Annotated in this window: 18 protein-coding genes and 6 pseudogenes; 13 read left to right on the plus strand and 11 right to left on the minus strand. The window is 68.2% G+C overall.

Annotated features, from left to right (window positions below):
* Window positions 1–92 precede the first annotated feature (92 nt).
* The 8 genes and pseudogenes from H0I39_RS14500 (at window position 93) to H0I39_RS23430 (ending at window position 9,574) form a co-directional block, all read left to right on the plus strand.
* Window positions 93–580, plus strand: a pseudogene (locus tag H0I39_RS14500) (tripartite tricarboxylate transporter TctB family protein).
* 16 nt (window positions 581–596) lie between these two features.
* Window positions 597–2,108, plus strand: coding sequence for a tripartite tricarboxylate transporter permease (locus H0I39_RS14505; RefSeq protein WP_180550976.1), 1,512 nt, complete (start codon window positions 597–599; stop codon window positions 2,106–2,108).
* Between the two features lie 125 nt (window positions 2,109–2,233).
* A complete protein-coding gene (locus H0I39_RS14510) occupies window positions 2,234–3,547 on the plus strand; it encodes a DUF3422 family protein (protein WP_180550977.1) in 1,314 nt (437 codons plus the stop codon).
* Window positions 3,548–3,877: 330 nt separating this feature from the next.
* Window positions 3,878–5,490, plus strand: a pseudogene (locus H0I39_RS14515) (gamma-glutamyltransferase family protein).
* Between the two features lie 263 nt (window positions 5,491–5,753).
* Complete coding sequence (locus H0I39_RS14520) at window positions 5,754–6,638, plus strand: DMT family transporter (protein WP_180550978.1); 885 nt, start codon at window positions 5,754–5,756, stop codon at window positions 6,636–6,638.
* 368 nt (window positions 6,639–7,006) lie between these two features.
* A pseudogene (locus H0I39_RS14525) lies at window positions 7,007–7,795 on the plus strand (SDR family oxidoreductase).
* Between the two features lie 391 nt (window positions 7,796–8,186).
* Window positions 8,187–8,780: a MaoC/PaaZ C-terminal domain-containing protein gene (locus H0I39_RS23425; RefSeq protein WP_307776822.1), complete on the plus strand. Its 594-nt coding sequence runs from the start codon at window positions 8,187–8,189 to the stop codon at window positions 8,778–8,780.
* Window positions 8,729–9,574, plus strand: coding sequence for a bifunctional enoyl-CoA hydratase/phosphate acetyltransferase (locus H0I39_RS23430; RefSeq protein WP_308645861.1), 846 nt, complete (start codon window positions 8,729–8,731; stop codon window positions 9,572–9,574). Before H0I39_RS23425 ends, H0I39_RS23430 begins: the two co-directional genes overlap by 52 nt.
* Window positions 9,575–9,863: 289 nt before the next feature.
* Here H0I39_RS23430 and H0I39_RS14535 read toward each other — a convergent pair whose 3' ends face one another.
* From H0I39_RS14535 to H0I39_RS14545, 3 genes are all read right to left on the minus strand, one after another.
* Window positions 9,864–10,382 carry a hypothetical protein gene (locus H0I39_RS14535; protein ID WP_180550979.1) on the minus strand — a complete coding sequence of 173 codons (519 nt, stop codon included), beginning with the start codon at window positions 10,380–10,382 and terminating at the stop codon, window positions 9,864–9,866.
* A gap of 82 nt (window positions 10,383–10,464) precedes the next feature.
* Complete coding sequence (locus tag H0I39_RS14540) at window positions 10,465–12,222, minus strand: SulP family inorganic anion transporter (RefSeq protein ID WP_180550980.1); 1,758 nt, start codon at window positions 12,220–12,222, stop codon at window positions 10,465–10,467.
* A 4-nt stretch (window positions 12,223–12,226) separates the two neighbouring features.
* On the minus strand, window positions 12,227–13,126 hold the full coding sequence (locus tag H0I39_RS14545; RefSeq protein WP_180550981.1) for a DMT family transporter: 900 nt from the start codon (window positions 13,124–13,126) through the stop codon (window positions 12,227–12,229).
* Between the two features lie 196 nt (window positions 13,127–13,322).
* On the opposite strand from H0I39_RS14545, the pseudogene H0I39_RS14550 reads away from it, so the two are divergent.
* A pseudogene (locus H0I39_RS14550) lies at window positions 13,323–14,302 on the plus strand (quinone oxidoreductase family protein).
* Between the two features lie 23 nt (window positions 14,303–14,325).
* Here the strand turns inward: H0I39_RS14550 and H0I39_RS14555 are convergent.
* The 3 genes from H0I39_RS14555 to H0I39_RS14565 form a co-directional block, all read right to left on the minus strand.
* Window positions 14,326–14,721, minus strand: coding sequence for a type II toxin-antitoxin system VapC family toxin (locus tag H0I39_RS14555; protein WP_257645805.1), 396 nt, complete (start codon window positions 14,719–14,721; stop codon window positions 14,326–14,328).
* Entirely contained in the window at window positions 14,721–14,957 is a 237-nt protein-coding gene (locus tag H0I39_RS14560) for an AbrB/MazE/SpoVT family DNA-binding domain-containing protein (protein ID WP_180550982.1), read from the minus strand. The genes H0I39_RS14555 and H0I39_RS14560 overlap by 1 nt, the downstream gene beginning before the upstream one ends.
* 203 nt (window positions 14,958–15,160) lie before the next feature.
* Window positions 15,161–16,171, minus strand: a complete 1,011-nt coding sequence (locus tag H0I39_RS14565; protein WP_180550983.1) for an IS5 family transposase — start codon at window positions 16,169–16,171, stop codon at window positions 15,161–15,163.
* A gap of 212 nt (window positions 16,172–16,383) precedes the next feature.
* On the opposite strand from H0I39_RS14565, the gene H0I39_RS14570 reads away from it, so the two are divergent.
* Together H0I39_RS14570 and H0I39_RS14575 are read left to right on the plus strand one after the other, a co-directional pair.
* Window positions 16,384–16,698 (plus strand): hypothetical protein, encoded by a 315-nt coding sequence (locus tag H0I39_RS14570; RefSeq protein ID WP_180550984.1) that lies wholly within the window; start codon window positions 16,384–16,386, stop codon window positions 16,696–16,698.
* 6 nt (window positions 16,699–16,704) lie between these two features.
* Window positions 16,705–17,013: a CcdB family protein gene (locus H0I39_RS14575; RefSeq protein WP_180550985.1), complete on the plus strand. Its 309-nt coding sequence runs from the start codon at window positions 16,705–16,707 to the stop codon at window positions 17,011–17,013.
* Window positions 17,014–17,016: 3 nt separating this feature from the next.
* On the opposite strand, the gene lspA is transcribed toward H0I39_RS14575, so the two are convergent.
* From lspA to H0I39_RS14590, 3 genes and pseudogenes are all read right to left on the minus strand, one after another.
* Entirely contained in the window at window positions 17,017–17,532 is a 516-nt protein-coding gene (gene lspA, locus H0I39_RS14580) for a signal peptidase II (RefSeq protein WP_180550986.1), read from the minus strand.
* Window positions 17,533–17,693: 161 nt separating this feature from the next.
* Window positions 17,694–20,542: pseudogene (gene ileS / locus H0I39_RS14585) on the minus strand (isoleucine--tRNA ligase).
* Window positions 20,543–20,672: 130 nt separating this feature from the next.
* Window positions 20,673–21,693, minus strand: a pseudogene (locus H0I39_RS14590) (bifunctional riboflavin kinase/FAD synthetase).
* Window positions 21,694–21,872: 179 nt separating this feature from the next.
* On the opposite strand from H0I39_RS14590, the gene H0I39_RS14595 reads away from it, so the two are divergent.
* On the plus strand, window positions 21,873–22,430 hold the full coding sequence (locus tag H0I39_RS14595) for an HNH endonuclease (protein ID WP_180550987.1): 558 nt from the start codon (window positions 21,873–21,875) through the stop codon (window positions 22,428–22,430).
* A gap of 31 nt (window positions 22,431–22,461) precedes the next feature.
* Window positions 22,462–23,064, plus strand: a complete 603-nt coding sequence (locus tag H0I39_RS14600; protein ID WP_180550988.1) for a P-loop nucleotide/nucleoside kinase family protein — start codon at window positions 22,462–22,464, stop codon at window positions 23,062–23,064.
* 243 nt (window positions 23,065–23,307) lie between these two features.
* On the opposite strand, the gene mdtD is transcribed toward H0I39_RS14600, so the two are convergent.
* Together mdtD and H0I39_RS22395 are read right to left on the minus strand one after the other, a co-directional pair.
* Window positions 23,308–24,735 (minus strand): multidrug transporter subunit MdtD, encoded by a 1,428-nt coding sequence (gene mdtD, locus H0I39_RS14605; RefSeq protein WP_308645862.1) that lies wholly within the window; start codon window positions 24,733–24,735, stop codon window positions 23,308–23,310.
* A gap of 77 nt (window positions 24,736–24,812) precedes the next feature.
* Window positions 24,813–25,928, minus strand: coding sequence for an acyl-CoA dehydrogenase family protein (locus tag H0I39_RS22395; protein ID WP_257645807.1), 1,116 nt, complete (start codon window positions 25,926–25,928; stop codon window positions 24,813–24,815).
* Window positions 25,929–26,031: the final 103 nt, after the last annotated feature.

Raw genomic sequence — 26,031 nt, forward strand, 5'->3', positions numbered from 1 at the left:
AATCCCTGTGCAAAGTAGGTGTAATCCACATGATTCGACCCGTGTCCGGTGGTGACAATGCGCGCTGATTCATCGAACTGAGGAGATGACGCGTGCGCATCAAGAGTCAGAAGGACTTCTTCGCCGGGTTGCTGTACATGGTGATCGGCATCGCATTCGCCTGGGGGCGACGACATACAACATCGGTGACGGCGCCCGCATGGGCCCCGGCTACTTCCCGCTGCTGCTGGGTGTCATCCTGGCCATCATCGGCGGCATCGTGATGGCCCGCGCGCTGGTGGTGGAGACACCCGACGGCGACCCGATCGGCCGCTGGGCCTGGAAGCCGCTGGCCTTCATCATCGCGGCCAACTTCCTGTTCGGCATCCTGCTGGGCGGCTGGCCGCTGCTGGGCATCCCGGCCATGGGGCTGATCATCGCCATCGTCGTGCTGACCTTCGTGGCCGCGCTGGCCGGCGACGAGTTCAAGTTCATCGAGGTGCTGATCCTGGCCATCCTGCTGGCCGTCGGCAGCTGGGCCGCTTTCGTCTGGGGTCTGAACCTGCAATTCCAGGTCTGGCCCAGCTTCATTTCTGGTTGAGTGGGAGACGCACACCATGGAACTGATTGAACATCTCTCACTGGGGTTCGGCGTCGCCTTCACGATGCAGAACCTGATCTACGCCTTCATCGGCTGCCTGCTGGGCACGCTGATCGGCGTGCTGCCCGGCGTGGGCCCGGTGGCCACCATCGCCATGCTGCTGCCGGCCACCTACGCGCTGCCGCCGGTGGCCGCGCTCATCATGCTGGCCGGCATCTACTACGGCGCGCAGTACGGCGGCTCCACCACCGCCATCCTGGTCAACCTGCCGGGTGAATCGTCGTCGGTGGTGACGGTGATCGACGGCTACCAGATGGCGCGCAAGGGCCGCGCCGGCCCGGCGCTGGCATCGGCGGGCATCGGCTCGTTCATCGCCGGCTGCTTCGGCACGCTGGTGCTGGCCGGCTTTGCCGTGCCGCTGACCGAGGTGGCCTTCAAGTTCGGCCCGGCCGAATACTTCTCGCTCATGGTGCTGGGCCTGATCGGCGCCGTGGTGCTGGCCTCGGGCTCGCTGGTCAAGGCCATCGGCATGATCGTGCTCGGCCTGCTGCTGGGCATGGTGGGCACCGACGTCAACTCCGGCGTGGCGCGCTACAGCTTCGACATTCCCGAGCTGACCGACGGCATCGGCTTCATCGTCATCGCCATGGGCGTGTTCGGCTACGGCGAGATCATCGCCAACCTGTCGCACCCGTCCGAAAAGCGCGAAGTCTTCACCGGCAAGGTCGAGCACATCTACCCCAGCAAGGAAGACTGGAAGCTGATGACGCCCGCCATCCTGCGCGGCACCCTGATCGGCTCGGCCCTGGGCATCCTGCCCGGCGGTGGCGCCATGTTGTCGGCCTTCGCCTCGTACACCATCGAGAAGAAGACCAAGCTCAAGCCCGGCGAAGTGCCGTTCGGCAAGGGCAACATCCGCGGCGTGGCGGCGCCCGAATCGGCCAACAACGCCGGCTCGCAGACCTCGTTCATCCCGCTGCTCACGCTGGGCATTCCGCCCAACGCCGTGATGGCGCTGATGGTGGGCGCCATGACCATCCACAACATCCAGCCCGGCCCGCAGGTGATGACCAGCAACCCCGAGCTGTTCTGGGGCCTGATCGCCTCGATGTGGATCGGCAACCTGATGCTGATCATCCTGAACCTGCCGCTGATCGGCCTGTGGATCAAGCTGCTGACGGTGCCCTACCGCTGGCTGTTCCCGGCCATCGTGCTGTTCTGCGCCATCGGGGTGTACTCGACCAACAACAACACCTGGGACGTGTGGATGGTGGGCTGGTTCGGCATCATCGGCTACGTCTTCATCAAGCTGGGCATGGAGCCGGCGCCTCTGCTGCTGGGTTTCATCCTGGGCCCAATGATGGAGGAGAACCTGCGCCGCGCGCTGCTGCTGTCGCGCGGCGACTGGAGCGTGCTGGTCACGCGCCCGCTGTCGGCCACGCTGCTGGCCATGGCGGCGGCGCTGCTGATCATCGTGCTGATGCCGGCGGTCAAGAAGAGCCGCGAAGAGGCCTTCGTCGAGGACTGACGGCCAACGCCGGCCTTTTTCGAGCAAAACGGCGCCTGCGGGCGCCGTTTTGCTGGGCCCGGCGCCAGGGGCGTGGGCCACAATAAGGCGCTTCGCGCGTCCTTTGCAGTTCCTTCTTCCCCAACATGACCGATTCCCACCCCTTGCGCGCTGCCCTGCACGGCGAAGTGCACGCCCGCCCGCCCGAGGCCCTGCACGCGCCGCTGGCCATCGCCCACCACGTGATGTGGGCCGACGCCGCCGCGCGCGCCGCCAGCCGCGCCCACCTGCGCGATCTGCTGGCCGGCGCCGGCGTCGAGGGGCCGCCCGAAGGCGCCAACTACTTCCGCGCCCACCTGCCGGGGTTCGACCTGCGCTGGGAGCTGCACACCGAATTCGTCTCCTGGACCTTCCTGCGCGAGATGCCCGCCGACGAGGTGCTGGCGCTGGGCCAGGGCGAGCCGCAGGCCGCCGACGTGGCCGCGCCACCCGCGTGGCGCCGCGCGCTGCCGGGCCAGTGCCTGACGCAGCTGCAGCTGTGGGCCGTGCCGCGCGATGCCGTCGATGGTGCGGCCACCGTGCGCCGCCTGTTCGATGCCGGCAGCGTGACCGGCTCCACCGTCATCAGCGGCAGCTCCGACCTGCACACCGACATGCAGTTGCAGGCCGACGGCAGCATCCGCATGCTGGTGCTGGTGGGCGACACGGCGCCCGGCCAGGTCTCGCCGCGCCGCCTGGGGCGGCTGGTGCAGCGCCTGCTCGACATCGAGACCTACCGCATGGCCGCCCTGATGGGCCTGCCGGCGGCGCGCGAGACCGGCGCCTGGCTGGCCGATGGTGAGGCCGAACTGGCCGCCCTGGCCGAGCAGGTGCAGGGCGCCGCCAAGGCCGACGAAGCCGCCCTGCTGGACCGCCTGACGCGCCTGGCCGCCGCGCTGGAAAGCCGCTACGCCGCCACGCACACGCGCTTTTCGGCCAGCGCGGCGTACTTCAGCCTGGTCGAACAGCGCCTGGCCGACATTGCCGAGACGCGCATCGAAGGCATGCAGTCGCTGCACGACTTCATGCAGCGCCGCCTGCTGCCGGCCATGCACACCTGCCGCTCGGCCGACCGGCGCCAGGCCGCGCTGTCGCAGCGCATCGAACGCACCAGCAGCCTGCTGCGCACGCGTGTCGAGGTCGAGCAGCAGCAAAGCAACCGCGAACTGCTGGCCGGCATGAACCGGCGGCAGGAGCTGCAGCTCAAGCTGCAATCCACTGTGGAGGGGCTGTCGGTGGCGGCCATCTCGTACTACGTGCTGGGGCTGCTGGGCTACCTGTTCAAGGGCGCGCAGTCGCTGGGCTGGCCTTTCAGCGCCGAGGCCAGCATCGCCGTGGCCGTGCCGCTGGTGGTGGCGCTGGTGTGGTGGTCGCTGCGCCAGCTGCACCACCGCGTGATGGGGCGCGGGCCCGATGCCTGATACCGTTTCGCGTTCCAGACGGCGGCTGTTGATGGACGACGCCATGACTTCGCCGCTGCGCGGCGTGATGACGAAATGACGAAATGACATCAGTGATGCGCGCAGTGCCTCGCCCTTGGCTGGCGTCATGGCGGCGCAGCCGCCGTCATCGAAGCGCAGCGAGGTCATTTCGTCATCGCATCGGGAAAGTATGAATTTGATAGTGCCTTGCGCCCACCCAGCAAGGATTTCAAGAAAAACGTCTTGAAATACAGGTAAATCAAGCGCAGTCAGCTATGTTTTTGTAGAACCCTGGTCCATGCCGCGGTGCGGCCCCAGACGATATTCGCCATGACCTTCAGCTACGACAACCCCTACGCCACCACCCGCCACCCCGTGTTCGCGCGCAACATGGTCGCCACCTCGCACCCGCTGGCGGCGCAGGCGGGGCTGCGCATGCTGCAGCAGGGTGGCAACGCGGTCGATGCCGCCGTGGCCAGCGCCGCCGCCATGACCATCTGCGAGCCCGTCAGCAACGGCCTGGGCAGCGACGCCTTCTGCATCCTGTGGGACGGCCAGCAGCTGCACGGCCTGAACGCCGCCGGCCGCGCGCCCGCCAAGTGGAGCGTGGACTACTTCCGCCGCAAATACGGCGACGATGCCAGCGCGCCGCCCAAGCGCGGCATCGACAGCGTCACCGTGCCCGGCGCCGTGGCGGCCTGGGTGCAGCTCAACAAACGCTTCGGCCGCCTGCCGCTGGCCGACGTGCTGGCGCCGGCCATCGAGATCGCCGAGCGCGGCTACCTGGTGCCCCTGTGGTGTGCCAGAAGTGGGCCGCCGCCGTGCCCGAGTTGCAGTCGCAGCCCGGCTTTGCCGACGCCTTCATGCCCTGGGGCCGCGCGCCGCAGGTGGGCGAGCTGTTCCGCTTTCCGGCGGCGGCGCAGGCGCTGCGGCGCATCGCGGCCTCGCGCGGCGTGGCCTTCTACGGCGGCGAGATCGCGCACGCCATCCAGCGCTTTGCCGCCGCGCAGGGCGGCGTCATCGAGGCCAGCGACTTCGAGCGCTACCAGCCCGAATGGGTCGAGCCGCTCAGCGTCGGCTACCGCGGCTACACCCTGCACGAGATCGGCCCCAGCGGCCAGGGCATTGCCGCGCTGATGGCGCTGGGCATCCTGGGCCACTTCGACCTCGGCGCGCTGGGCGCGCACAGCGTCAGCGCCAAGCACGTGCAGATCGAGGCCATGAAGCTGGCCTTTGCCGACGTGTACCGCCACGTGGCCGAGCCCTCGTGGATGGCGGTGACCCCCGCGCAAATGCTCGACGAGTCGTACCTCAAAAGCCGTGCCAGACTCATCCGCATCAACAAGGCACAGGACTTCGGCCCCGGCCTGCCGCGCCAGGGCGGCACCATCTACCTCACCGCGGCCGACGAGAGCGGCATGATGGTCAGCTTCATCCAGAGCAACTATCTCGGCTTCGGCTCGGGCTGTGTCGAGCCCGGGTTCGGCATCAGCCTGCAGAACCGCGGCCACGGCTTCAGCCTGCAGGGCGACAGCCCCAACGTCGTGGCGCCGGGCAAGCGGCCCTTCCACACCATCATTCCGGCCTTCCTCAGCCAGGATGGCCAGCCGGTGATGAGCTTCGGCGTGATGGGCGCGCACATGCAGCCGCAGGGCCACGTGCAGACGCTGGTGCGCATGCTCGACCACGGCCAGAACCCGCAGGCCGCGTGCGACGCCCCGCGCTGGCGCGCCAACCCGGATGGCACCCTCAACGTCGAGGCCAGCGCCGACCCTGCCGTCGTGCAGGGCCTGAAAGACCGCGGCCACCGCATCGAAGCCCTGGCCGACAGCTACCAGGACTTCGGCGCCGGCCAGTTCATCTGGCGCCTGGGCGATCCGAAGACCGAGGGCTACATCGGCGCCAGCGACAGCCGGCGCGACGGCCTGGTGGCGGGGTTTTGAGGCGTGCACGCATCGTGTGCGGCATGGGTTTCAGGCACGCAGCGCTTGATGGGCCACGCGTTTCAGGCAGCGGCCCACGCGTGCCGTCTTCCCCACACTGTGGGAGCGGGCTTGCCCGCGATGAACGTGATGCCCACCACTGCCGCTGCCATCGCGGGCCAGCCCGCTTCCACAACTTGTGACCTCGGCCACCTCAGCAACCCCGCATCTTGAATTCCAAGCCAAATCAGCCCTCAGCGCCCGCGGACCAAGCGCAAACAGCTATGAATAGCAGAGCGACCGGCCTCCTGTTCGCCGCCCTGGGCGCCATCGCCTTCAGCGGCAAGGCCATCATCGTCAAGTTGGCCTACCGCTACGGCGTGGATGCGGTCACGCTCATCATGTACCGCATGCTGTTCGCGCTGCCGTTCTTCGTCGTCATGGCGTGGCGGGCCGGGCGCGGCAAGCCGCCGCTCGCGCGGCGCGACTGGGCCGGCGTGCTGGGCCTGGGCTTCATCGGCTACTACCTGTCCAGCATGCTCGACTTCGCGGGCCTGCAATACATCACCGCGAGTCTTGAGCGGCTCATCCTGTACCTCGGCCCCACGCTGGTGCTGCTGCTCGGCTGGGCGCTGCGCGGGCGGCGCATCACGCGCGGGCACCTGCTGGCCACGGCTGTCAGCTATGCGGGCGCGCTGCTTGTCTTCGGGCTGGAACTGCGCGTGGCCCCCACCGGCGCCACCGCCTGGGGCGCGCTGCTGGTGTTCATCTCCACCTTCACCTACGCGCTGTACCTGTTCTACAGCGGCGAATTCGTGCAACGCCTCGGCTCGCTGCGTCTGGTGGGCCTGGCCACGGCCTTTGCCTGCGTGTGCTGCATCGCGCAGTTCGTGCTGGTCAAGCCGCTGGCGGCCGCCCAGGTGGCGCCGCAGGTCATCTGGCTGTCCATCCTCAACGCCACGCTGTGCACCGCCGTGCCGGTGCTGCTGGTGATGATGGCCGTGGAGCGCATCGGCCCCACGCTGGCCGCGCAGGTCGGCATGATCGGCCCGCTCTCCACCATCGCCATGGGCATCGTGCTGCTGGGCGAGCCCTTCACCCCCTGGCTGGCCGCCGGCACCGCGCTGGTGGTGGCGGGCATCTTCCTGTTCGGCCGGGCAGGGCGGTGATAAGGGGTTCTGATGAAGTTTGTAACTCACCTGGACTTTGAGTGGCTCTTTTGGGGGTGCTTGCCTGGTGGGGATATATGTTCTACCGGTATTTCAAACACACCGATACGACTCAGCCCGCTGGCAAAAGAATGCGATCACTGATTCGTGGGCGCAGGTACGACTTTGGTAACCCCGACAGTCCTGACTACGACCCAGATTTTTCGGGCGTGCGCTGTTGATCGTGATGCTTGGTTTGGTCGCCATTGGCCTGGCACTGTTACTGAGTTTCTGGCTGGTCTGACTCGGCAGATCAACGGTGCGACCACCAGCGCAGCGCTCTGTGCGGCTCGGATAAATTCAAGGTTTTCAAGCAAGGAGCAAATCTGATGGACTTGGGTATCGCAGGCAAATGGGCGCTGGTCGGCGGCGCCAGCAAGGGCTGGGCCTGGGCTGCGCGCAGGCGCTGGCGCGCGAGGGCGTGAACGTGGTGATGGTGGCGCGTGGCCAGGAGGCGCTGGATGCCGCTGCCGCCGCGCTGCGGGCCGAATTGAATGGCAAGGCCGAGGTGATCCCGGTCGCCGTGGACATCACCACGCCCGAGGGGCGCGCGGCGGTGTTCGCGCAGCGCGCGGATTTCGAAATCGTGGTGACCAACGCGGGCGGCCCGCCGCCGGGCGCGTTCCGCGACTGGGACCGCGACGCGTGGATCAAGGCCATCGACGCCAACATGCTCACCCCCATTGAGCTGATCAAGGCCACCATCGACGGCATGCTGGCGCGCGGCTTCGGGCGCATCGTCAACATCACGTCGAGCGCGGTGAAGGCGCCGATCGACATCCTGGGGCTGTCGAACGGGGCGCGCTCGGGGCTGACGGGCTTCGTGGCCGGGCTGGCGCGCAACCCCGAGATCGCGGCCAAGGGCGTGACGATCAACAACCTGCTGCCGGGCAAGTTCGACACCGACCGGCTGAAGGGCACGATGGCCGGCGCGGCGCAGAAGACGGGCAAGTCGATCGACGACATCCGCGCGGCGCAGCAGGCGCAGATTCCGGCCGGGCGCTTCGGCACGCCGGATGAGTTCGGCGCCATCTGCGCGTTTCTGTGCAGCCAGCAGGCGGGCTACCTGACGGGGCAGAACATCCTGCCGGATGGGGGCGTATCCGGGGACGTATTGAGGGGGAGCCGGTGCCCGCGGCTGGTTGCCGTTGAGGGCATGGGCTTCCTCCCCGCTGGGGAGGACTGGGGTTGGGGCCGGCCGTTCCACCCGCCCGCGCCGCGGCCCTCACCCCAGCCCTCTCCCCAGAGGGGCGAGGGAGTTTTCGCTGGCCGGCCGGCCACGGTCGGGGCATGGGCTCCCTCTCCCGCTCGCGGGAGAGGGCGGGGTGAGGGCCGGCCCCACCAAATCCCCCACATCGGCCCTTTCGCACGCATCGGCGCCCGGCGCGGCAAGGCGTTTCATCACCCTGCCACACGCCTTGGGCATGATAGGGTTATCCATAGGTTTTTCCGACCCCCGGCCGTGCTGCTGATGTCTTCTTCCCCACCGATACCCTGAACGAACCCGACATGATCGAGAACGTCACCCTCGACGAGCTGCAGATCGGCCAGACGGCGCGCCTGGTGCGCACGCTGAGCCAGGACGACATCCGCGCCTTTGCCGCCGTCTCGGGCGACACCAACCCGGCGCACCTGGACCAGGCCTATGCCGACGCCAGCATGTTCCACGGCGTCATTGCCCACGGCATGTGGGGCGGGGCGCTGATCTCGGCCGTGCTGGGCACCACGCTGCCGGGGCCGGGCACCATCTACATGGAGCAGTCGCTGCGCTTTTCGCGCCCGGTGCGGATTGGCGACACGCTCACCGTCACCGTGACCGTGCTGACCAAGGAGCCCGAGAAGAAGCGCGTGGAGCTGGACTGCGTGGTGACCAACCAGCACGGCGACAAGGTGCTGTCGGGCGTGGCCAAGGTGCTGGCGCCCACCGAGAAGGTGCGCCAGCCGCGCATTCATGCGCCGCACATCCAGCTGTTCGACCCCGAGGCGCGCCTGAAGGCGCTGCTGGCGCAGGGCCAGGGTCTGAGCGCGGTGCGCTGCGGCGTGGTGCACCCGTGCCACGCGGGCGCGCTGGAAGGGCGCTGCGCGCCGCGCGCGAGGGCCTGATCGAGCCGGTGCTGATCGGCCCGCCCGAGCGCATCCGCGAAACCGCCGAGCTGGCCGGGCTGGACCTGCAGGGCATCGAGCTGATTGCCGCGCCGCACAGCGCCGCCGCCGCGGCCACGGCCGCCGTGCTGGCGGCCGAGGGCAAGGTGGAGGCGCTGATGGCCGGCAGCCTGCGCAAGGACGAACTGCTGGCCGCCGTGCAGGCCGTGCCCGCGCTGCACACGCGTCGCCGCCTGTCGCACGTGTTCCGCTTCGACGTGCCCACCTACGCCAAGCCGCTGCTGCTGACCGACGCCGTGCTGCACGCCGCGCCCACGTTGGCCGAGAAGGCCGACATCGCGCGCAACGCGATGGATCTGGCGCGCATCATGGGCGTGGAGACGCCGCGCGTGGCCGTGCTGTCGGCGGCCGAGGAGATCGACGCCAGCGTGCCCTCGTCCATCGACGCCGCTTCGCTGTGCAAGATGGCCGAGCGCGGGCAGATTGCCGGCGGGCTGATCGACGGGCCGCTGGCCTTCGACAGCGCCGTGTCGGCGCAGTCGGCGCACGACAAGCACCCGCAGTCGCCCGTGGCCGGCCAGGCCGACGTGCTGCTGGCGCCGGACATGGAAACCGCCTCGATGCTGGGGCGCCAGTTGCAGTACCTGGCGGGCGCCACGGCCTCGGGCCTGATCATGGGCGCGCGCGTGCCGATCACGCTGGTCACGCACCGGCAGGACACGGCCAACGCCTACCTGGCCTCGGCCGTGCTGGCCAAGCGGGTGGCGCACCACTATCGGCTGGTGAAGCCCTGACATGACGCGCCTGGCGGCGCATGACCTTGCTTCGCCTGGATGACGAGATGAGGGCGCCGCCGGTAACCCGCGGGCCGGCGTTGGGTGGCGCGAAATCCGACCGGCCGCGCTGCCGATGCACGGGCGTGGTGGTACGCACGGCATTCGCCCCAACCCATGACCACAAGTTTTCAGGGGAGTATGCTGCTTTCGCGCCCGACTGACGGGCGCTAGCGGCCTGTTATAGGGGAGTATATGAACGCCTGGCGCCGGCGTTCGACCTTGTGCCAGGCAGGCGGCCACGCCCGCGTCAGGCGCGCAGCGCGGTCTTGATCTGCTCGATCAGCGCCTTCTCCGGGTCGCTCAGGCGCGTGCCGCCAAAGCCCAGGAAGCCGCCCTCGGTCGAGGCCATGGCCACCTTCTCGGCCACGCTCAGCGCCCATTCGCGGTATTGAGCGGCCTGCGTGGCGTCGACCTTGCTGTCGAGCAGCTGCGCCGCCTCGCGCGCGTCTTCCAGTGTCTGCGCGGTCAGCTTCTCGGCCGAGGTGATGCCCTTGGCCTTCATGCGGGCCATGGCCCAGTCGCGCGTCTTGCGGGCCTGCTCCAGCTCGGCGCTCTTGTCGGCGGCCTTGGGGTCGGGCACGATGGCCTGGATCAGCTCGTTGCCGGGGTAGTCCTTCACGCCGGCCATCAGCGCCTGGCCGCTGGCGAACATCTCCTTGCCGGTGCCGAACAGGCCGCTGCGCCCGGCAAAGGCCACGGCCGAGCCGATGGATTGCGGCAGCGCGGCCAGCAGTTGCAATTCTTCTTCGCTCAGGTTCACGGGCATGGGGGCTCCTCGAAGGATGGTTGGAGAAAGTGCCAGTGTAGGCCCGTGGTGCGGGGGCGGGCTGTAGGCGCTGGCCGTGAAGTCAGCGCTCGTCCCAGTCCTTCCAGTCCACGGGGTGGCGCCCGCGGTAGACGTTGACGGCGTTGCCCACCGTGGGGTGGAAGTGGTCGGCGTCGAAGCGCGGGCTGAGGCCGTAGCGCATGATCAAATCGCGCACGTGGCCGGGCAGGCCGGCGAACTGCAGCTCGATGCCGCGCGCCTCCAGCTCGTGGTCCAGCTCGGCCAGCATGTCGGCGGCGGTGACGTCGATGTCGTTCACCGGCTCGGCGGCCACGATGACGTGGCGCGTGGGCGTGGGGGCCTGCTCGACGGCGTGCAGCAGCGCCTCGCGAAACAGCTCGGCATTGGCGAAGAACAACTGCTGGTCCCAGCGGAACAGCACCAGGCCGGGCACGAAGCGGCCTTCGGGGTGGCGCGAGAAGTCGTGGTAGCCCTTGCGCCCGGCCACCCGCACCAGCACCGTGTGGTAGGGGTGCCAGGCGTTCCACACCATCACCAGCAGCGACAGGGCGATGGCGCCGGCGATGCCCTGGATGACGCCGAAGAACACCACGCCGAGAAAGCTGCTCACCGCCAGCATGAACTCCACCCGCCGCTGCCGCAGCAGGGCCATCATGCCGGGCCAGTCGGTGAACGAGATGCAGGCGGTGATGACCACCGCGCCCAGCGCGGCCTGCGGCATGTCCTTGAGCAGGCCCGGCGCCAGCACCAGCAGCAGCGCGATCACGCCGGCGCCCACCAGGTTGGCCAGTTGCGTCTGCGCGCCGGCGCTGGCGGCCACCGGCGTGCGCGAGTTGCTGCTGCTGATGGGAAAGCCCTGCATCAGCCCCGCCGCCAGGTTGGCGCTGCCCAGCGCCAGCAGTTCCTGGTCGGGCTGCACGCGGGTGCCGGCGCGCTTGGCCAGCAGGCGCGACAGCACGCTGGAATCGGCAAACACCAGCAGCGCGATGATGGCCGCGCCCGGTGCCAGCACGCGCAGGTCGGACAGCGTGACCAGCGTGAGCGGCCAGGTGGGCACCGGCAGGCCGTGCGGCACCGGGCCGATCACGTCCAGCCCGGCCGTGGCCGACAGATCGAGCAGCGCCGAGAGACCGGTGGCCACCACCACCGCGATCAGCACCGCCGGCCATTGCGGGCGCGCCTGGCGGATGCCCAGAATCAGCCCCAGCGTGCCCATGCCGATGGCCATGGCCACCGGGTTGCCGCGCCCGTCCAGAAAACCCTGCACCATGGCCACCAGCCGCTCCAGCGAGCCGCCCACCGAGGCCGAAAAGCCCATCAGCTTGGGCAACTGGCTGATGATGACCGTGAGCGCGATGGCGTTGAAGAAGCCCAGGCGGATCGGTTTGGAGAACAGATCGGCCATCACCCCCAGCCGCGCGAAGCCGATCAGCAGCAGGAAGGCGCCGGTCATCAGCGCCAGCACACCGGCCAGGGCGATGGCGCGCTCCACGCTGCCGCCGGCCAGCGGCAGGATCAGGCTGGCGATGACGGCGGCCAGGGTCGAATCCGGCCCCAGCACCATGATGCGGCTGGGCCCCAGCAGCGCATACACCAGCAGCGGGATGATGGTGGCGTACAGCCCGTGGATGGCGGGCACGCCCGCCGCCTCGGCATAGCCCATGCCCACCGGCACCAGGATGGCCGACAGCACCAGCCCGGCCACGATGTCGCTGGCCAGCCAGTCGCGCTGGTAGTTGAACAGCACGTGCACGCCCGGCGCCCAGCGCCACCAGCCGGTGGGCGGGGGCAGGGGCCAGGGCGGTGGTGGCGTCTTCATGCCGCTACCGCCTGGCCGACACCACGATGCCCGCCACGATCAGCGCGAACGCCGCCGCGTGGTACAGGCGCGGCGCCTCGCCCAGGAACAGCGCCGACATCACGGCGGCGAACAGCGGCGTGAGGTTGCCGAAGAAGCCCGCCACCGTGGGCCCCGCGCTCTGCACGCCCAGACCCCAGCAGCGGTAGGCCAGCACCGCCGGGCCCACGGCCACGAACAGCAGCGCCGCCGCCAGCGGCCAGCCCCACTGGATGCGCGCGTCGGTCAGCGCCCACTCGCCCGCCGTCATCAGGCCCGACCAGCCGAGGCCGAACACGATCTGTGCCAGAAGGAAAGCCGCCCAGTCGGCGCGGATGGCATCGGGCTCGGCCCGGCGCGCCAGCAGCCACGAATACCAGGCCCAGGCGATGGTGGCCGCCAGCATGTACAGATCGCCCGGCACCAGCTGCAATTGGGCGAGCTGCGCCAGATTGCCGCGCGCCAGCACCACCGCCACGCCCGCCATCGACAGCAGCGCGCCCAGCAGCTGCGGCCGCGTGATGCGCGCATCGAAGAACAGCCGCCCCAGCGCCATCATCCACAGCGGCATGCTGGAGGCGACCAGCGTCACGTTCAGCGCCGTCGAGGTGTGCAGCGCCAGGTACTGCAGCGCGTTGTACAGCCCCACGCCCAGCAGCCCCAGCAGCGCAAAGCGCCGCCAGTGCGCCCACAGCCCGCTGCCCGGGCGCAGCACCCAGGCGGCCAGCGGCAGCAGAATGGCGAAGGCCAGCACCCAGCGCAGAAAGTTCAGCGTGATCGGCGGCACCAGATCGGTCACCAGCCGCCCGACCACGGCGTTGCCGGCCCACAGCAGGGGCGGCAACGTCAGCAGGGCGGCGGTGCGGGGCGTGAGGCGCGCGGACATGAAGGGCGGACTGTAGCGGATCGGCGGCTGGCGCCGCGGGCTGGTTTATAAGCCAAATCGACCTTCAGCGCACGCCCATACTGCGCAAGCAGCTATTGAATACATAGTAACCGATTCCGCTGCGGTCCGGCTTGCGCGGGGCAGTGGCCTTCGTGGCACCATCGTGCCCTGCAACGATTCACCCGAGGAACCCGCCATGCCCCTGACCGTCCAGATTGCCCGCCACGGCGGCGCAGAAGAAATGCAGCTTGTCGACCTGCCCGTAGGCGAACCCGGGCCGGGCCAGATCCGCATCCGCCACCACGCCATCGGCCTGAACTTCATCGACGTCTACCAGCGCAGCGGCCTGTACCAGCTGCCGATGCCGCTGAACCTGGGCATGGAGGGCGCCGGCATCGTCGAGGCGGTGGGCGAGGGCGTGACGCACCTGAAAGCCGGCGACCGCGCCGCCTACGCCAGCAACCCGCCCGGCAGCTACAGCGAGGCGCGCGTGATGCCCGCACTGGCCGTGTGCAAGCTGCCCGACGACATCCCTTTCGAGACCGGCGCCGCCATGATGCTGAAGGGCCTGACGGCGCAATACCTGCTGCGCAAGACGCTGCCGGCGGAAGGCCTGCAGGCGGGCGACCACATCCTGTGGCACGCGGCGGCCGGTGGTGTGGGCCTGATCGCCTGCCAATGGGCCAGGGCCCTGGGCTACCAACTGATCGCCACCGCGGGTTCGGATGAAAAATGCCAGTTGGCGCTCGCCAATGAGCGGCGCACGCTATCAATTACAGAGTGGAAGACTTTGCCGCGCGGGTGAAGGAAATCACTGGCGGCCAGGGCGTCAAGGTGGTCTACGACTCGGTCGGCAAGGACACCTGGGAAAAATCGCTGGAGTGCCTGCGCCCCTTCGGCCTGATGGCCAGCTTCGGCAACGCCAGCGGCCCCGTGCCTCCGTTCGCGCCCGCCGTGCTGGCACCCAAGTGCCTGTACGTCACGCGCGCCACGCTGTTCGTGCACATCGCCACGCGCGAGCGCTGCCAGGCGATGGCCGACGAGTTGTTCGACGTGGTGCGCAGTGGCAAGGTGAAGATCCACATCGACCAGCGCTTCCCTCTGGCGGAGGTGCAGGCGGCGCACCGGGCGCTGGAGGCAAGGCAGACCACGGGCAGCACGATCCTCACGCTCTGATCTCGGCGCGGCCCATGGCAGCGTCAGGGCATGACCAGGTTCACCGTGGGGAAGTAGCTTTGGTATCGGCTGCCGTCGCGCGTCAGGATCGGCCAGCCGGCGACAGCGGCATGAGCACCGATGAAAAAGTCGGCCAGCACATTGCCCTTGGTGCCACCACGGCGCCGGTATTGGGCGAATGCCTTGCCCGCCAGGAACAGCGCGGGACGAGGCATCTCGACCACGGGCAATTGCATCCCAGCCAGCACCTCGTCCAGCGCCTCGACGGTGGAGAAGGTGAGCGACAACTCGGCATAGATCACCGGGTTGATGACCAGCCGGTGCACGCGCGACTGCGTGCGCAACTGCCCGATTGACCAGTCCGCCCACTCCGGATCGTCCTCCAGCACATCGACCAGGACGTTGGTGTCGACCAGCATCAGTCAGCGCGCAGCAGCTTCATCAGGTCCTGCGTGCGCCACTTCACGTCGGCCTTGCCGCGGGCCGCTTCAAAGCGGTCCGTGGGCTTGCCGCGCTGGCGCTGGGCGGCGCGCAGTACCACGTCGCCTTCGTCGTTGAGCGCAAAACCGACCTGCGTGCCCGGCACCAGACCGAGCGCGTCACGGATGTGCTTGGGCACCGTGACCTGGCCCTTGACGGTGATGGTGGTGGTCATTGGCGTTCCTGGGTATTACGTTGAAATTCATGGTAATACTTCGGTCCGCCCTTGGCAAGCCGCTGCGCCCGCGATTTAAGACCATTGCATAACCGCTCGGATTGAGGCGTGATGCTGGTCTACGGCGCCATCTTGGATGTTTTCGAGCGTTTGTTGCCCCGGATTTCTGTGCTTGGGGGCGTTTCAGCGCCCCGTTTCGCCTTTCAGGGCGCACCTGCCCCAGCAAGCTCCATCGCTTTGAGCTTGCGATGGGCCTTCAGCAGATTCATCCCCAATGCCGCCCAGCACATCTGCGCCTGTACCTTCGCTGTGCCGAAGTAGCGCGCCCTGCCCAAGTGGAACCTGCGCTTCATCGTGCCGAAGGCCTGCTCCACCTTGAAGCGGATGGAGCCGATCTGCTTGTTGAATTGCTTGAGTAGCGCATGCACCGGCTTGCCCGCGCTGCCCTTGTGCTGGATCAGATCACCGATGCCACGCTCGGCGAGCCACTGCCGGTTGGCCTTGCTCGCATAACCCTTGTCGGCCAGCACGGCCTCTATCCCAGGCGAGAGTGCCTCGACGATCTCAGGCAACTTGTTGATCTCGGCTTCGTTGGCTGGGTGCACCTGCACATGCCGGGCGTAGCCGTCTTCGCTGTCGACTGCCGTGTGGCCCCGGTAGCCGAAGAAGGCGTGTTTGCCTTTCTTGACCCAGCGCGCTTCACTGTCGGCGCTGTCAACGAGTCTGGCTTGCTCGCCTTCACCTTCGACGTGCTGCCTCGGGCGTGCAGCGCTGGGGATGATGCTGGCATCAATGATGGCCCCGCGCGCGCCTTGCACCTTCAGGCCTCGTTGCTCCAACTGGCTGTTGATGAGCGCCAGCAGCCTCGTGTCGAGTTCGGCCTTGACCAGGCGGTTGCGGAAGCGGCAAATGGTGCTGGCATCGGGCAACTCACCGGCCGAGGGTTCGAAACCAGTGAAGACCATGAAGTCCAGGCGCACGCGCAGGGCCTGCTCCAGTTGGGTATCGGACAGACCGTGCCACTGACCCAGCAGCATGAGCTTGAACATGCCCAGCGGCGAATAGGGCTGGGGACCACCGGCGCCGCTGATCTCGCGCTGGTACAGGCCCGTCAACTGCCCAGCAATGGCGCTCCAGTCAAGCAACTCGTGCAGCTTCATGCTCGGGCTGAACTCGACCAGCGGGCGCGCGCCCATCAGAAAGAAGCTGTCCATCGGTCATCACCTCCTGGGGCGATTGGAGCGCATCGGCCAAGGACGCGCATCAGGAGTGCTACCAGTTATGCAGCGGTCTTGATTTGGACAGAAATAGGGCGCTGCACCCTTTGTCAAGGCAGCTTGGCTGCACTTGGTCGCGCAGGCGGCATGCCTTGACCCGCCCCAGAATCATGCCGCATGATTGCATGGTCAGCATTCTGAGGTGCATCATGTTGAAAGAAGTCGGCGCCAGCGGCCAGATATCGCTGGGCAAGCGCTTTGCCGGTCAGTTGTTCGAGATGGTGGTGCATGCCGACCAACGGGTGGAACTGATTCCCATGAGCGTCGTGGCCGGCAAGCGCGCGTCAGCGCCCGCGCGCTCAAGCGCGGATTGGCGACCACCGGGTGGCTACCTGCAGGCCAACGACTGGGCGCTGGCGAACCGGGAGGCGCTGGAGGCGTATGCCGCCGAGGTGGATGGGCACGGAACTGCCGCCGAGCAGTTACAGCAATACCTGGACGCAGCGGCGCGCGCCGTCGGCTGAGCCGCCATGCCCCGCTTCGACCTCTATCGCAACCCCAACCCGCGCGCCAGTCATGCCCTGTTTCTGGACGTGCAGAGCGATCTGGTCACGACGGCCACGCGCTGGTGCGTTCCGCTGCGGCTTGCCGTGCCCGGCCAGCCAGTGATGCAGCGCGCGCAAAGCAGCGTGACGGTGGGCGGCGACCTCTATGTGCTGGACACTCCGAACGTGTTGGCCGTGCCCACGCGCCTGCTGCGTGCGCCGATACGCCGCTTGAGCGACGGCGAGCAGGCCGTGGCGGAGGCCTGCATCGAGTTCATGTTGCGCGGGTACTGAGCTTTACCGCCCGCGCCGCACCCGCAGGATTTCGTCCAGGATCAGGCCGATGGCTCCGGCCGTGATGGCCGCGTCGGCGATGTTGAAGGCCGGGAAGTGCCCCCGGTAGAACATCGGGCTCAAGAACGACCAGTGGAAGTCGAGGAAATCCACCACGTAGCCGTGCAGCAGCCGGTCGATGACGTTGCCGACGGCGCCGCCGAGGATCATGCTCAAGCTGAAAGCGAACAGCTTCTGCCCCGGGTGCGAACGCAGCAGCCAGACGATGAACAGCGAGGCCGCCACGGCCAGCGCGACGAAGAACCAGCGCTGCCAACCGCCCGCGCCGGCCAGGAACGAGAACGCGGCGCCGGTGTTGTGGGCGCGCACGATGTTGAAGAAGCTCGTCACATACGTGCTGTCCCCGAGCTGGTAATTGCCCAGGATCAGTTGCTTGGTGAACTGATCGAGCACCACCACCAGCGCGGCCAGCGCCAGCCAGAGTGCCAGACCGGGCGCACCGGATTTTCTGCGTGACATGGGGTTTGATCCGTTTCCTTGTTTTCCGTAGGGTGCTCAAGTCACCGTCGTTCCGGCGCAAACCGCAATCCAGTGCTCCTTCAAGCGCGGCGGTTCGTGGACAAGCTGGTGGATTCCGGCTTGCGCCGGAATGACGATGGACTATAAGCGCGAAGCGGCGATCAGGCCGCCGTGCGGGTTTCGCCCGCGCCGTGCAGGTTGCTCACGCAGCGGCCGCAGATCGTCGGGTGCGCGGCGTCGGCGCCCACGTCGTCGCGGTAGTGCCAGCAGCGTTCGCATTTCACGGCTTTCGAGGCCGTAACCGCCGTGGACAGGGCGCTGCCAGCTTTCAGTTCGATAGCAGAGGTGATGAAGACGAACTTCAGGTCATCGCCCAGGCTGGCCAGCAGCGCATGGTCTTCCGGCGGCGCCGTGAGCGTGACATTGGCCTGCAGCGACGAGCCGACTTCGCCCTTCTCGCGCAGCGCCTCGATGTCCTTGTTGACCACCTCGCGGATGTCGCGGATGCGCGCCCACTTGGCCAGCAGCGCGGCGTCGGTTTCGGCGAACTGCGCATACTCCTCCAGGAAGATCGATTCGGAATCACCGAACACCTTCCACGCCTCCTCGGCGGTGAAGCTGAGGAAAGGCGCCATCCAGCGCAGCATGGCGTGCGTCAGCTGCCACAGCGCGGTCTGGGCGCTGCGGCGTGCCAGCGACTTCGGTGCCGTGGTGTACAGGCGGTCCTTCAGTACGTCGAGGTAGAAGCCGCCCAGGTCTTCGGAGCAGAACAGCTGCAGCTTGGCGACCACGGGGTGGAACTCGTACACCTCGTAGTGGGCGATCACGTCCTTCTGGAACTCGGCGGCGCGCGCGAGCATCCAGCGGTCGATCTCCAGCATCTGCTCGGGCGCCACGGCGTCCTTGGCGGGGTCGAAGTCGCTCACGTTGGCCAGCAGAAAGCGCAGCGTGTTGCGGATGCGGCGGTAGCTGTCGACCACGCGGGCCAGGATCTTGTCGTCGATGCTCGGGTCGCCCGAGTAGTCGGTCGAGGCCACCCACAGGCGGATGATCTCGGCGCCCAGCTTGCTGCTGACTTCCTGCGGCACCACGATGTTGCCCAGGCTCTTGCTCATCTTGCGGCCCTGGCCGTCGACCACGAAGCCGTGCGTGAGCAGGCTGCGGTAGGGCGCGCGGCCACGGATGGCGCTGGCCAGCAGCAGCGACGAATGGAACCAGCCGCGGTGCTGGTCGTGGCCTTCGAGGTACATGTCGGCCTCGGGGCCGCTGGCGTGGTGCTCGTCGGGTGCGTGCCGCACAGCACGTGCCAGAAGGTGGAGCCGGAGTCGAACCACACCTCCAGGATGTCGTTGCTCTTGTTGTAGTGCGGCGCGTCGTCGGGGCCGAGGATTTCCTCGGTGGTCACGCGGCTCCAGGCTTCGATGCCACCCTTTTCAACGATGTCGGCGGCCTGGTCGATGATCTCCATGGTCCGCGGGTGCAGCTGGTCCGTCTCCTTGTGCAGGAAGAACGGGATTGGTACGCCCCAGGCGCGCTGGCGGCTGATGACCCAGTCGGGGCGGTTGGCGATCATGTCGCGCAGACGCGCCTTGCCGGCGGGCGGGTAGAAGGCGGTCTGCTCGATGGCGCGCAGGGCGGTGGTGCGCAGCGTCTCGGTGGCCTTGTCCTTGGTGAACACGCCTTCGCCTTCGTCCATGCGCACGAACCATTGCGAGGCGGCGCGGTAGATCACCGGCGACTTGTGGCGCCAGCAGTGCGGGTAGCTGTGGTCCAGCGGGGCGGTGGCCAGCAGGCGGCCGGCGTCGGCCAGCGTCTGGGTGACGACCGGCGCGGCTTTCCAGATGTCCATGCCGCCGAACAGCGGGAAGTCGGCCGCGTAGCTGCCGCCGCCCTGCACGGGGTTGAGGATCTCACTGTGCTTCATCCCGTGCGCGACGCAGGAGTTGAAGTCGTCCACACCGTAGGCAGGCGACGAGTGCACGATACCCGTGCCGTCGCTGTCGGTGGCGTAGTCGGCGAGGTACACCGGCGAGAGGCGGCGGTAGCCGTAGCTGCCGTCGGGGCTGGCCACGTCGTACAGCGGGTGCTTGAAGTTCAGGCCGCCCAGTTGGTCGCCCATCGCGGTGGCGATGACGGTGCCTTCCAGCCCGTAGCGCTTGAGCGCATCCTCCACGCGCGACTTGGCCAGCAGCAGCACGCCGCGCGAAGTGTCGACCAGCGCGTATTCGATGTGCGGGCCCAGGTTGAGCGCCTGGTTGGCCGGAATCGTCCAGGCGGTGGTGGTCCAGATGACGACGAATGCGGGCTTGTCGAAGGCCGGCACGCCGAAGGCGGCGGCCAGCTTCTCGGGCTCGGCGGATTCGAAGGCCACATCCAGCGTGTGGCTGCGCTTGTCCTGGTATTCGATCTCGGCCTCGGCCAGCGCCGAGCCGCAGTCGAAGCACCAGTACACGGGCTTGAGGCCGCGGTAGACGAAGCCCTTTTCGATCAGCCGCTTGAACAGGCGCAGCTCGCCCGCCTCGTTCGGCTTGTTCATGGTCTTGTAGGGGTTGTCCCATTCGCCCAGCACGCCCAGGCGCTTGAAGTCCTTCATCTGCAGGCCGATCTGCTCGGTGGCGAAGGCGCGGCTCTTGGCCTGCATTTCATCGCGGCTCAGGTTGCGGCCGTACAGCTTCTCGATCTGGTTCTCGATCGGCAGGCCGTGGCAGTCCCAGCCGGGCACGTAGCGCGCGTCCAGGCCCTTCAACTGGCGCGCCTTGACGATCATGTCCTTCAGCACCTTGTTGATCGCGTGGCCGATGTGGATCTGGCCGTTGGCGTAGGGCGGGCCGTCGTGCAGGATGAATTTCTCGCGCCCGGCGCGGGCGGCGCGCAGGCGCTTGTACAGGCCGCCCTCGTCCCACTGCTGCACCCAGCCCGGCTCGCGCTGGGGCAGGTTGCCGCGCATGGGGAAGGGCGTGTCGGGCAGGTTGAGCGTCTTGCTGTAGTCGGTCTTGTTCTCGGTGCTCATGGTGTGAAACCGTGCGAAAAATATGAATCAAATCGGCCGTTTGCGCAGGCGTAGCAAGCGCAAGAAGCTATGAAAACAGGAGTGGGGCGCTGGTGCGGACGGGTGAGGGCGAGGGGCGTCCGCCGCCCCTTCAAATTCGCGCCGGGCGGCCGGCCAGCCAGGCACGGGCATCGGCGCAGTCGCGCGCGATGCCTTCGGTCAGCGCCGCCAGGCTGTGATAGCGCAACTCGTCGTGCAGTTTGTGCAGCAGGTCCACGCGGATGATTTTACCGTAGGCCCCTCGGGGCCGAGGTGCGGCGGCCAGTCGAGCACATGCGTTTCCAGCAGCACGCGGCCGCCGTTCACGTCGTTGGGGTCCAGCGATGGGCGCACGCCCAGGTTGGCCACGCCGGCCAGGGGCGCATCACCCAGGCCGTGCACCTCGACCACGAAGATGCCGCTGGCAGCCGGCTTCCAGGCATGGGCGCGGCGCGAAAGCGCAGGTTGAGGGTGCGAAAGCCGTCCGCCTTGCCCGGCGCCGTTTCAGCCAGCGCGCGGCCCAGCTTGCGGCCGTGCACCACGTGGCCGCTGATCGAATACGGCCGGCCCAGCAGCCGTGCCGCGTCTTGCATGCGCCCTTCGTCCAGCGCCGCGCGCACCTCGGTGGACGACACGCGCAGCCCGTGCACCTCGTACGACTGCATGCGCGCCACCTCGAAGCCCTGGGCGATGCCGGCCGCGTCCAGCATGGCGTAGTCGCCCGCGCGCCTGGCGCCAAAGCGGAAGTCGTCGCCCACCAGCACGTAGCGCACGCCCAGGCCCTGCACCAGCACCTCGTCGATGAAGGCCTGCGGCGGCTGGCTGGCCAGGGCGGCGTTGAAGGGCAGCACGATGCACTGGTCGACCCCGCAGGCGGCCAGCTCGCACAGCTTGTCGCGGAAGGTGGAGACGCGCGCCGGCGCCAGGTCGGGCTTGCCGGTGACGGCGGCAAAGTAGTCGCGCGGGTGCGGCTCGAAGGTCATCACGCAGCTGGGCACGCCGCGGTGCGCGGCCTCGTTGTTCAGCAGCGCCAGCATGGCCTGGTGGCCGCGGTGTACGCCGTCGAAATTGCCGATCGTCAACGCGCAGCCGGGCGCGATGCCGGGGTGGCGCAGGCCGCGGAAGATCTTCATGGTCGGGGTGGTATTTTTTGATAGCGTGTTGCGCTTGCCAGTCAAGCGCCCGGACGCAAAAACGTCATGAAAACGGAGTATATTGTCTGGCTGACATGGGCCTGCCCATGCCTAGGGGTGGCCAGCACTGGCGCCGCCGGCCACAGACGATGGTTTCTTCCAGCAAGAGGAGTCGTTTTGTGAAGGTGCTCAAGCTGTCGGCACAAGGGTTGCCGCAATCCTGGATATCGCTGCAGCAGGCGGTGATCCACTACGCCGCCGAGGAGGTGCGCTGGGAGGTGGGCCAGCGCGTGGCCACGTTCCGCGGCGGGCACAACGCCGTGACGGGCGAGCAGTCCATCATCACCGTCAACAGCATCATTGGCACCAAGGGCGTGCCGGGCATCAACCCGTTCGACCTGCGCCCGGGCCTGACCAACGACAAGCTGTTCGCGCGCGACCGCAATGTGTGCGCCTACTGCGGCGGCCACTTTCACGAAACCGAGCTGACGCGCGAGCACATCATTCCCCTGGCGCAGAGGGGCCGCAACGGCTGGATGAACGTGGTCACCGCCTGCCGCGGCTGCAACCACCGCAAGCGCGACCGCACGCCCGAGCAGGCGCGCATGCCGCTGCTGTACGCGCCCTATGTGCCCAGCCTGTGGGAAGACTTCATCCTGCGCAACCGCCGCATCCTGGCGGACCAGATGGAGTTCCTGATGGCGCACCTGCCCAAGAGTTCGCGGCTGCACGGCTGAGCACCGCCGCCAGCGCGGGTATGCTGCGGCCATGCCCCGACTGATCTTCTTCTGCGGCCACGCCGGCACCGGCAAGACCACGCTGGCGCGCCGCACCATCGCCGCGCTGATGGCCGAGGCGCACGTGCAGTGCACCGGCGAATCGTTCTGCCTGCTCGACAAGGACACGCTGTACGGCGACTACAGCTCGGCCGTGATGGGCGTGCTGACGGGCGACCCGAACGACCGCGACAGCCCGCCCTACCTGCAGCACCTGCGCAACCCCGAGTACCACGGCCTGATGAAGACCGCGCGCGAGAACCTGGGCCTGGGCGTCAGCACCATCGTGGTCGGGCCGCTGTCGCGCGAGGTCAAGGCCCACCAGCTGGCCGACCGCGCATGGCTGGGCGTGGCCGACGACGTGCAGGTGCGCATCGTCTGGGTGACGCTGCAGGAGGCCGAGGCGCGCCGCCGCATCGCCGCGCGCGGCAACGCCAACGATGCGTGGAAGCTGGCGCACTGGGACGACTACCGCACGCGCCTGTTCACGCTGGATCCGGCCGAGTACCCTGAACTGCTGATGTTCGACAACACGGCCGCCGGCGCGCCCGAGTTCGATGCGCTGATGCAGGCGCTGGCCAAGGGTTCGGAATGAAATGAGCCGGCGCCCCATGGGGGCGCGAGCAGCTGTGTCTTTGTAGGAGCGGCCGTGGCCGCGATAGGCGCCTCTGCCATCGACGCGCCGCCATCGCGGCCAAGGCCGCTCCCACATCGGAATGGGCTGCATACTCCCCTGCATGCTGGACGCTAGCGCCCGACCTGTAAGCGCTGGAGGTGGATACTCCCTTTATTTTTGCGAGGTGGCTGAGGGCGCTCGCCCGCCGCCCACCGCATGCGCTCAAGCCGGATCCGGCGATTCCGGCGGCACCGGCCGCCTGGGCAGCCCGCGGTCCAGCTGCCAGAAGATGGCGGCCGACAGCATCGTCATCAGCCCGATCACCACGAAGGCGGCGCGGAACGCCGGCAGCGCGCTGAGGCCCGCGCCGGTGTCCAGCCAGTCGGCAAAGGCGTGCAGCAGCGCGGCGGCACAGGTCACGCCCAGGCTCATGCCCAGCATCTGCACCATCGAGAACAGGCTGTTGCCGCTGGCCGCTCGCGCCGGCTCCAGGTCTTTCAGCGTCACCGCGTTCATCGCGGTGAACTGCATCGAGTTGACGCCGCCGAACACCGCCATCTGCAGCACGCGCAGCCACAGCGGCTGCTCGGGCGTCATCAGCGCAAAGGCGGCGATCAGCGCGCCCAGCAGCAGCGTGTTGCCCACCAGCACCGGCCGATAGCCCCAGCGGGTGATGATGCGGGTGACCAGGCGCTTGGTGGCCATGGCGGCCAGCGCCACCGGCAGCATCAGCATGCCGGCCTGCGCCGGCGAGAAGCCCATGGCCAGCTGCATCAGCAGCGGAATCAGGTAGGGCATGGCACCCGAGCCGATGCGCGCGAAAAGGTTGCCCAGCACGCCCACGCGGTAGCTGTGCACACCGAACAGCGCCGGTGTGAACAGCGGCGCCGGGCTGCGCATGGCGTGCAGCCAGTAGGCGGCCAGCGCCGCCAGCCCCGCCACCAGCAGCAGCACCACCAGCGTGCGCGCCCAGCCCAGCCCGCTCATGCCATCCAGCGCCAGCGAGATGGCCACCATGGCCAGCACCAGCAGCGCGTAGCCGCCCAGGTCGAACCGGCCGGGGTCGGCATGGCGCAGGTTGGGCATGAAGCGCAGCGTGGCCAGCGCGCCGACGATGCCGACGGGGATATTGATGAGGAAGATCCAGTGCCACGAGGCCGCCTCCACCAGCCAGCCGCCGAGGGTGGGGCCGATCAGCGGGCCCATCAGGCCGGGGATGGCGACGAAGCTCATGGCAGCGACGAACTGGTCCTTCGGAAACTGCCGCAGCACGGTGAGCCGCCCCACCGGCAGCAACATGGCGCCGCCCACGCCCTGCAGCACGCGCGCCGCCACCAGCGCGTTATAGCTGGGCGCCGCCGCGCAGGCCGCCGAACCGGCGGTGAACAGCACGATGGCCAGCAGGAAGATGTGCCGCGTGCCGAAGCGGTCCGCCAGCCAGCCGGTGGCCGGGATGATGACCGCCATCGTCAGCGCATAGGCCACCACCACGGCCTGCATGCGCAGCGGCGATTCGCCCAGGCTGCGCGCCATGGCGGGCAATGCGGTGTTGACGATGGTCGAATCCAGCGTCTGCATGAAGAAGCCGATGGCCACCAGCCACAGCAGGATGCGTGGGTTGGCGGTGGGCGTGGGGGCGGCGGCGGGCACGGCGCGGGGCAGAAAAAGCGTGGCGCCTTGCGGGGCACCACGCTCGGGATGATAGGCGGCGCCGGTGCGCCGCGCTGTCAGGCAAAGACGCCAGCGGTCTCCGTCATGCGCTCGCTCACCTCGCCCAGGTGGTGCAGCGTGTCGCCGTAGGTCATCTCCATCTGCGTCAGCTTCTTGAAGTAGTGGCTGCCGGCGTACTCGTCCGTCACGCCGATGCCGCCGTGCAGCTGCACCGACTGCTGGCCGACGAAGCGCATCGACTGGCCCAGCTGCACCTTGGCGCGCGACAGCGCCTGGCGGCGCTCGGCCTCGGGCGCGTTCAGCTTCAGCGTGCCGTAGTAGCTCATGCTGCGCGCCAGCTCCAGCTGCATCTTCATGTCGGCCACGCGGTGGCGCAGCGCCTGGAAGGTGGAGATGGTGACGCCGAACTGCTTGCGCTGGTTCATGTATTCGGTTGTCAGCTTCAGCGTCTGCTCCATCGCGCCCACGCCTTCGGCGCACAGGCAGGCGATGCCGATGTCGACCGCGTGCGTCAGCGCCGTCAGGCCGTCGGTGGTGATCAGTGTGGCGGGGGCGTTGTCGAGCTTGACGTCGGCGGCGCGCGCCTCGTCCTGCGTCAGGTAGCCGCGCGTGCTTACGCCGCTGGCCGAGCGTGCGACCAGGAACAGGGACAGCTTGCCGCCCAGCTGCGCGGGCACCACGAAGGCGTCGGCCTGGTCGCCCGCGGGCACGATGTTCTTCAGGCCGGTGACGGTGTAGCCATCGCCGCTCTTGGCTGCAGTGGCCTCGCACACGTCGAGCTTGTAGCGCGCCTTGCGCTCCTGATGCGCCAGCACCACCAGCGCCTCGCCGCTGGCGATCTTGGGCAGCCAGGCGGATTTCACGTCATCACCGCCGTAGGCATGGATCACCGCGCTGGTGATGAAGGCCTGCGTCAGCGGCTCGGTGACGATGCCGCGGCCCAATTCTTCCATCACCACCATGGCCTCCACGGGCCCCATGCCCATGCCGCCGTGGTCTTCGTCCACGTAGATGCCGGTCAGGCCGAGCTCGGCCAGTTCGTTGTAGATGCCGCGGTCGAAGCCGCCGGCCTTGACGGTGGCTTGACGACGCTCGAAGTCGTAGCTTTTCTCGACCCATTTGGCGACGGCGTCGCGCAGGGCCTGCTGGTCGTCTGAGAAATCGAAGTCCATGTTTGTCTTCCTTTGTCTGTCCTGGCTCCCTCGCCCACTTGTGGGAGAGGGCAGGGGCGAGGGTGCGGCGTGTCCTGTCGATGCGCGATCCGCCCTCACCCCA

The sequence above is a fragment of the Ottowia beijingensis genome, assembly GCF_013423955.1.
Lineage (GTDB): Bacteria > Pseudomonadota > Gammaproteobacteria > Burkholderiales > Burkholderiaceae_C > Ottowia > Ottowia beijingensis.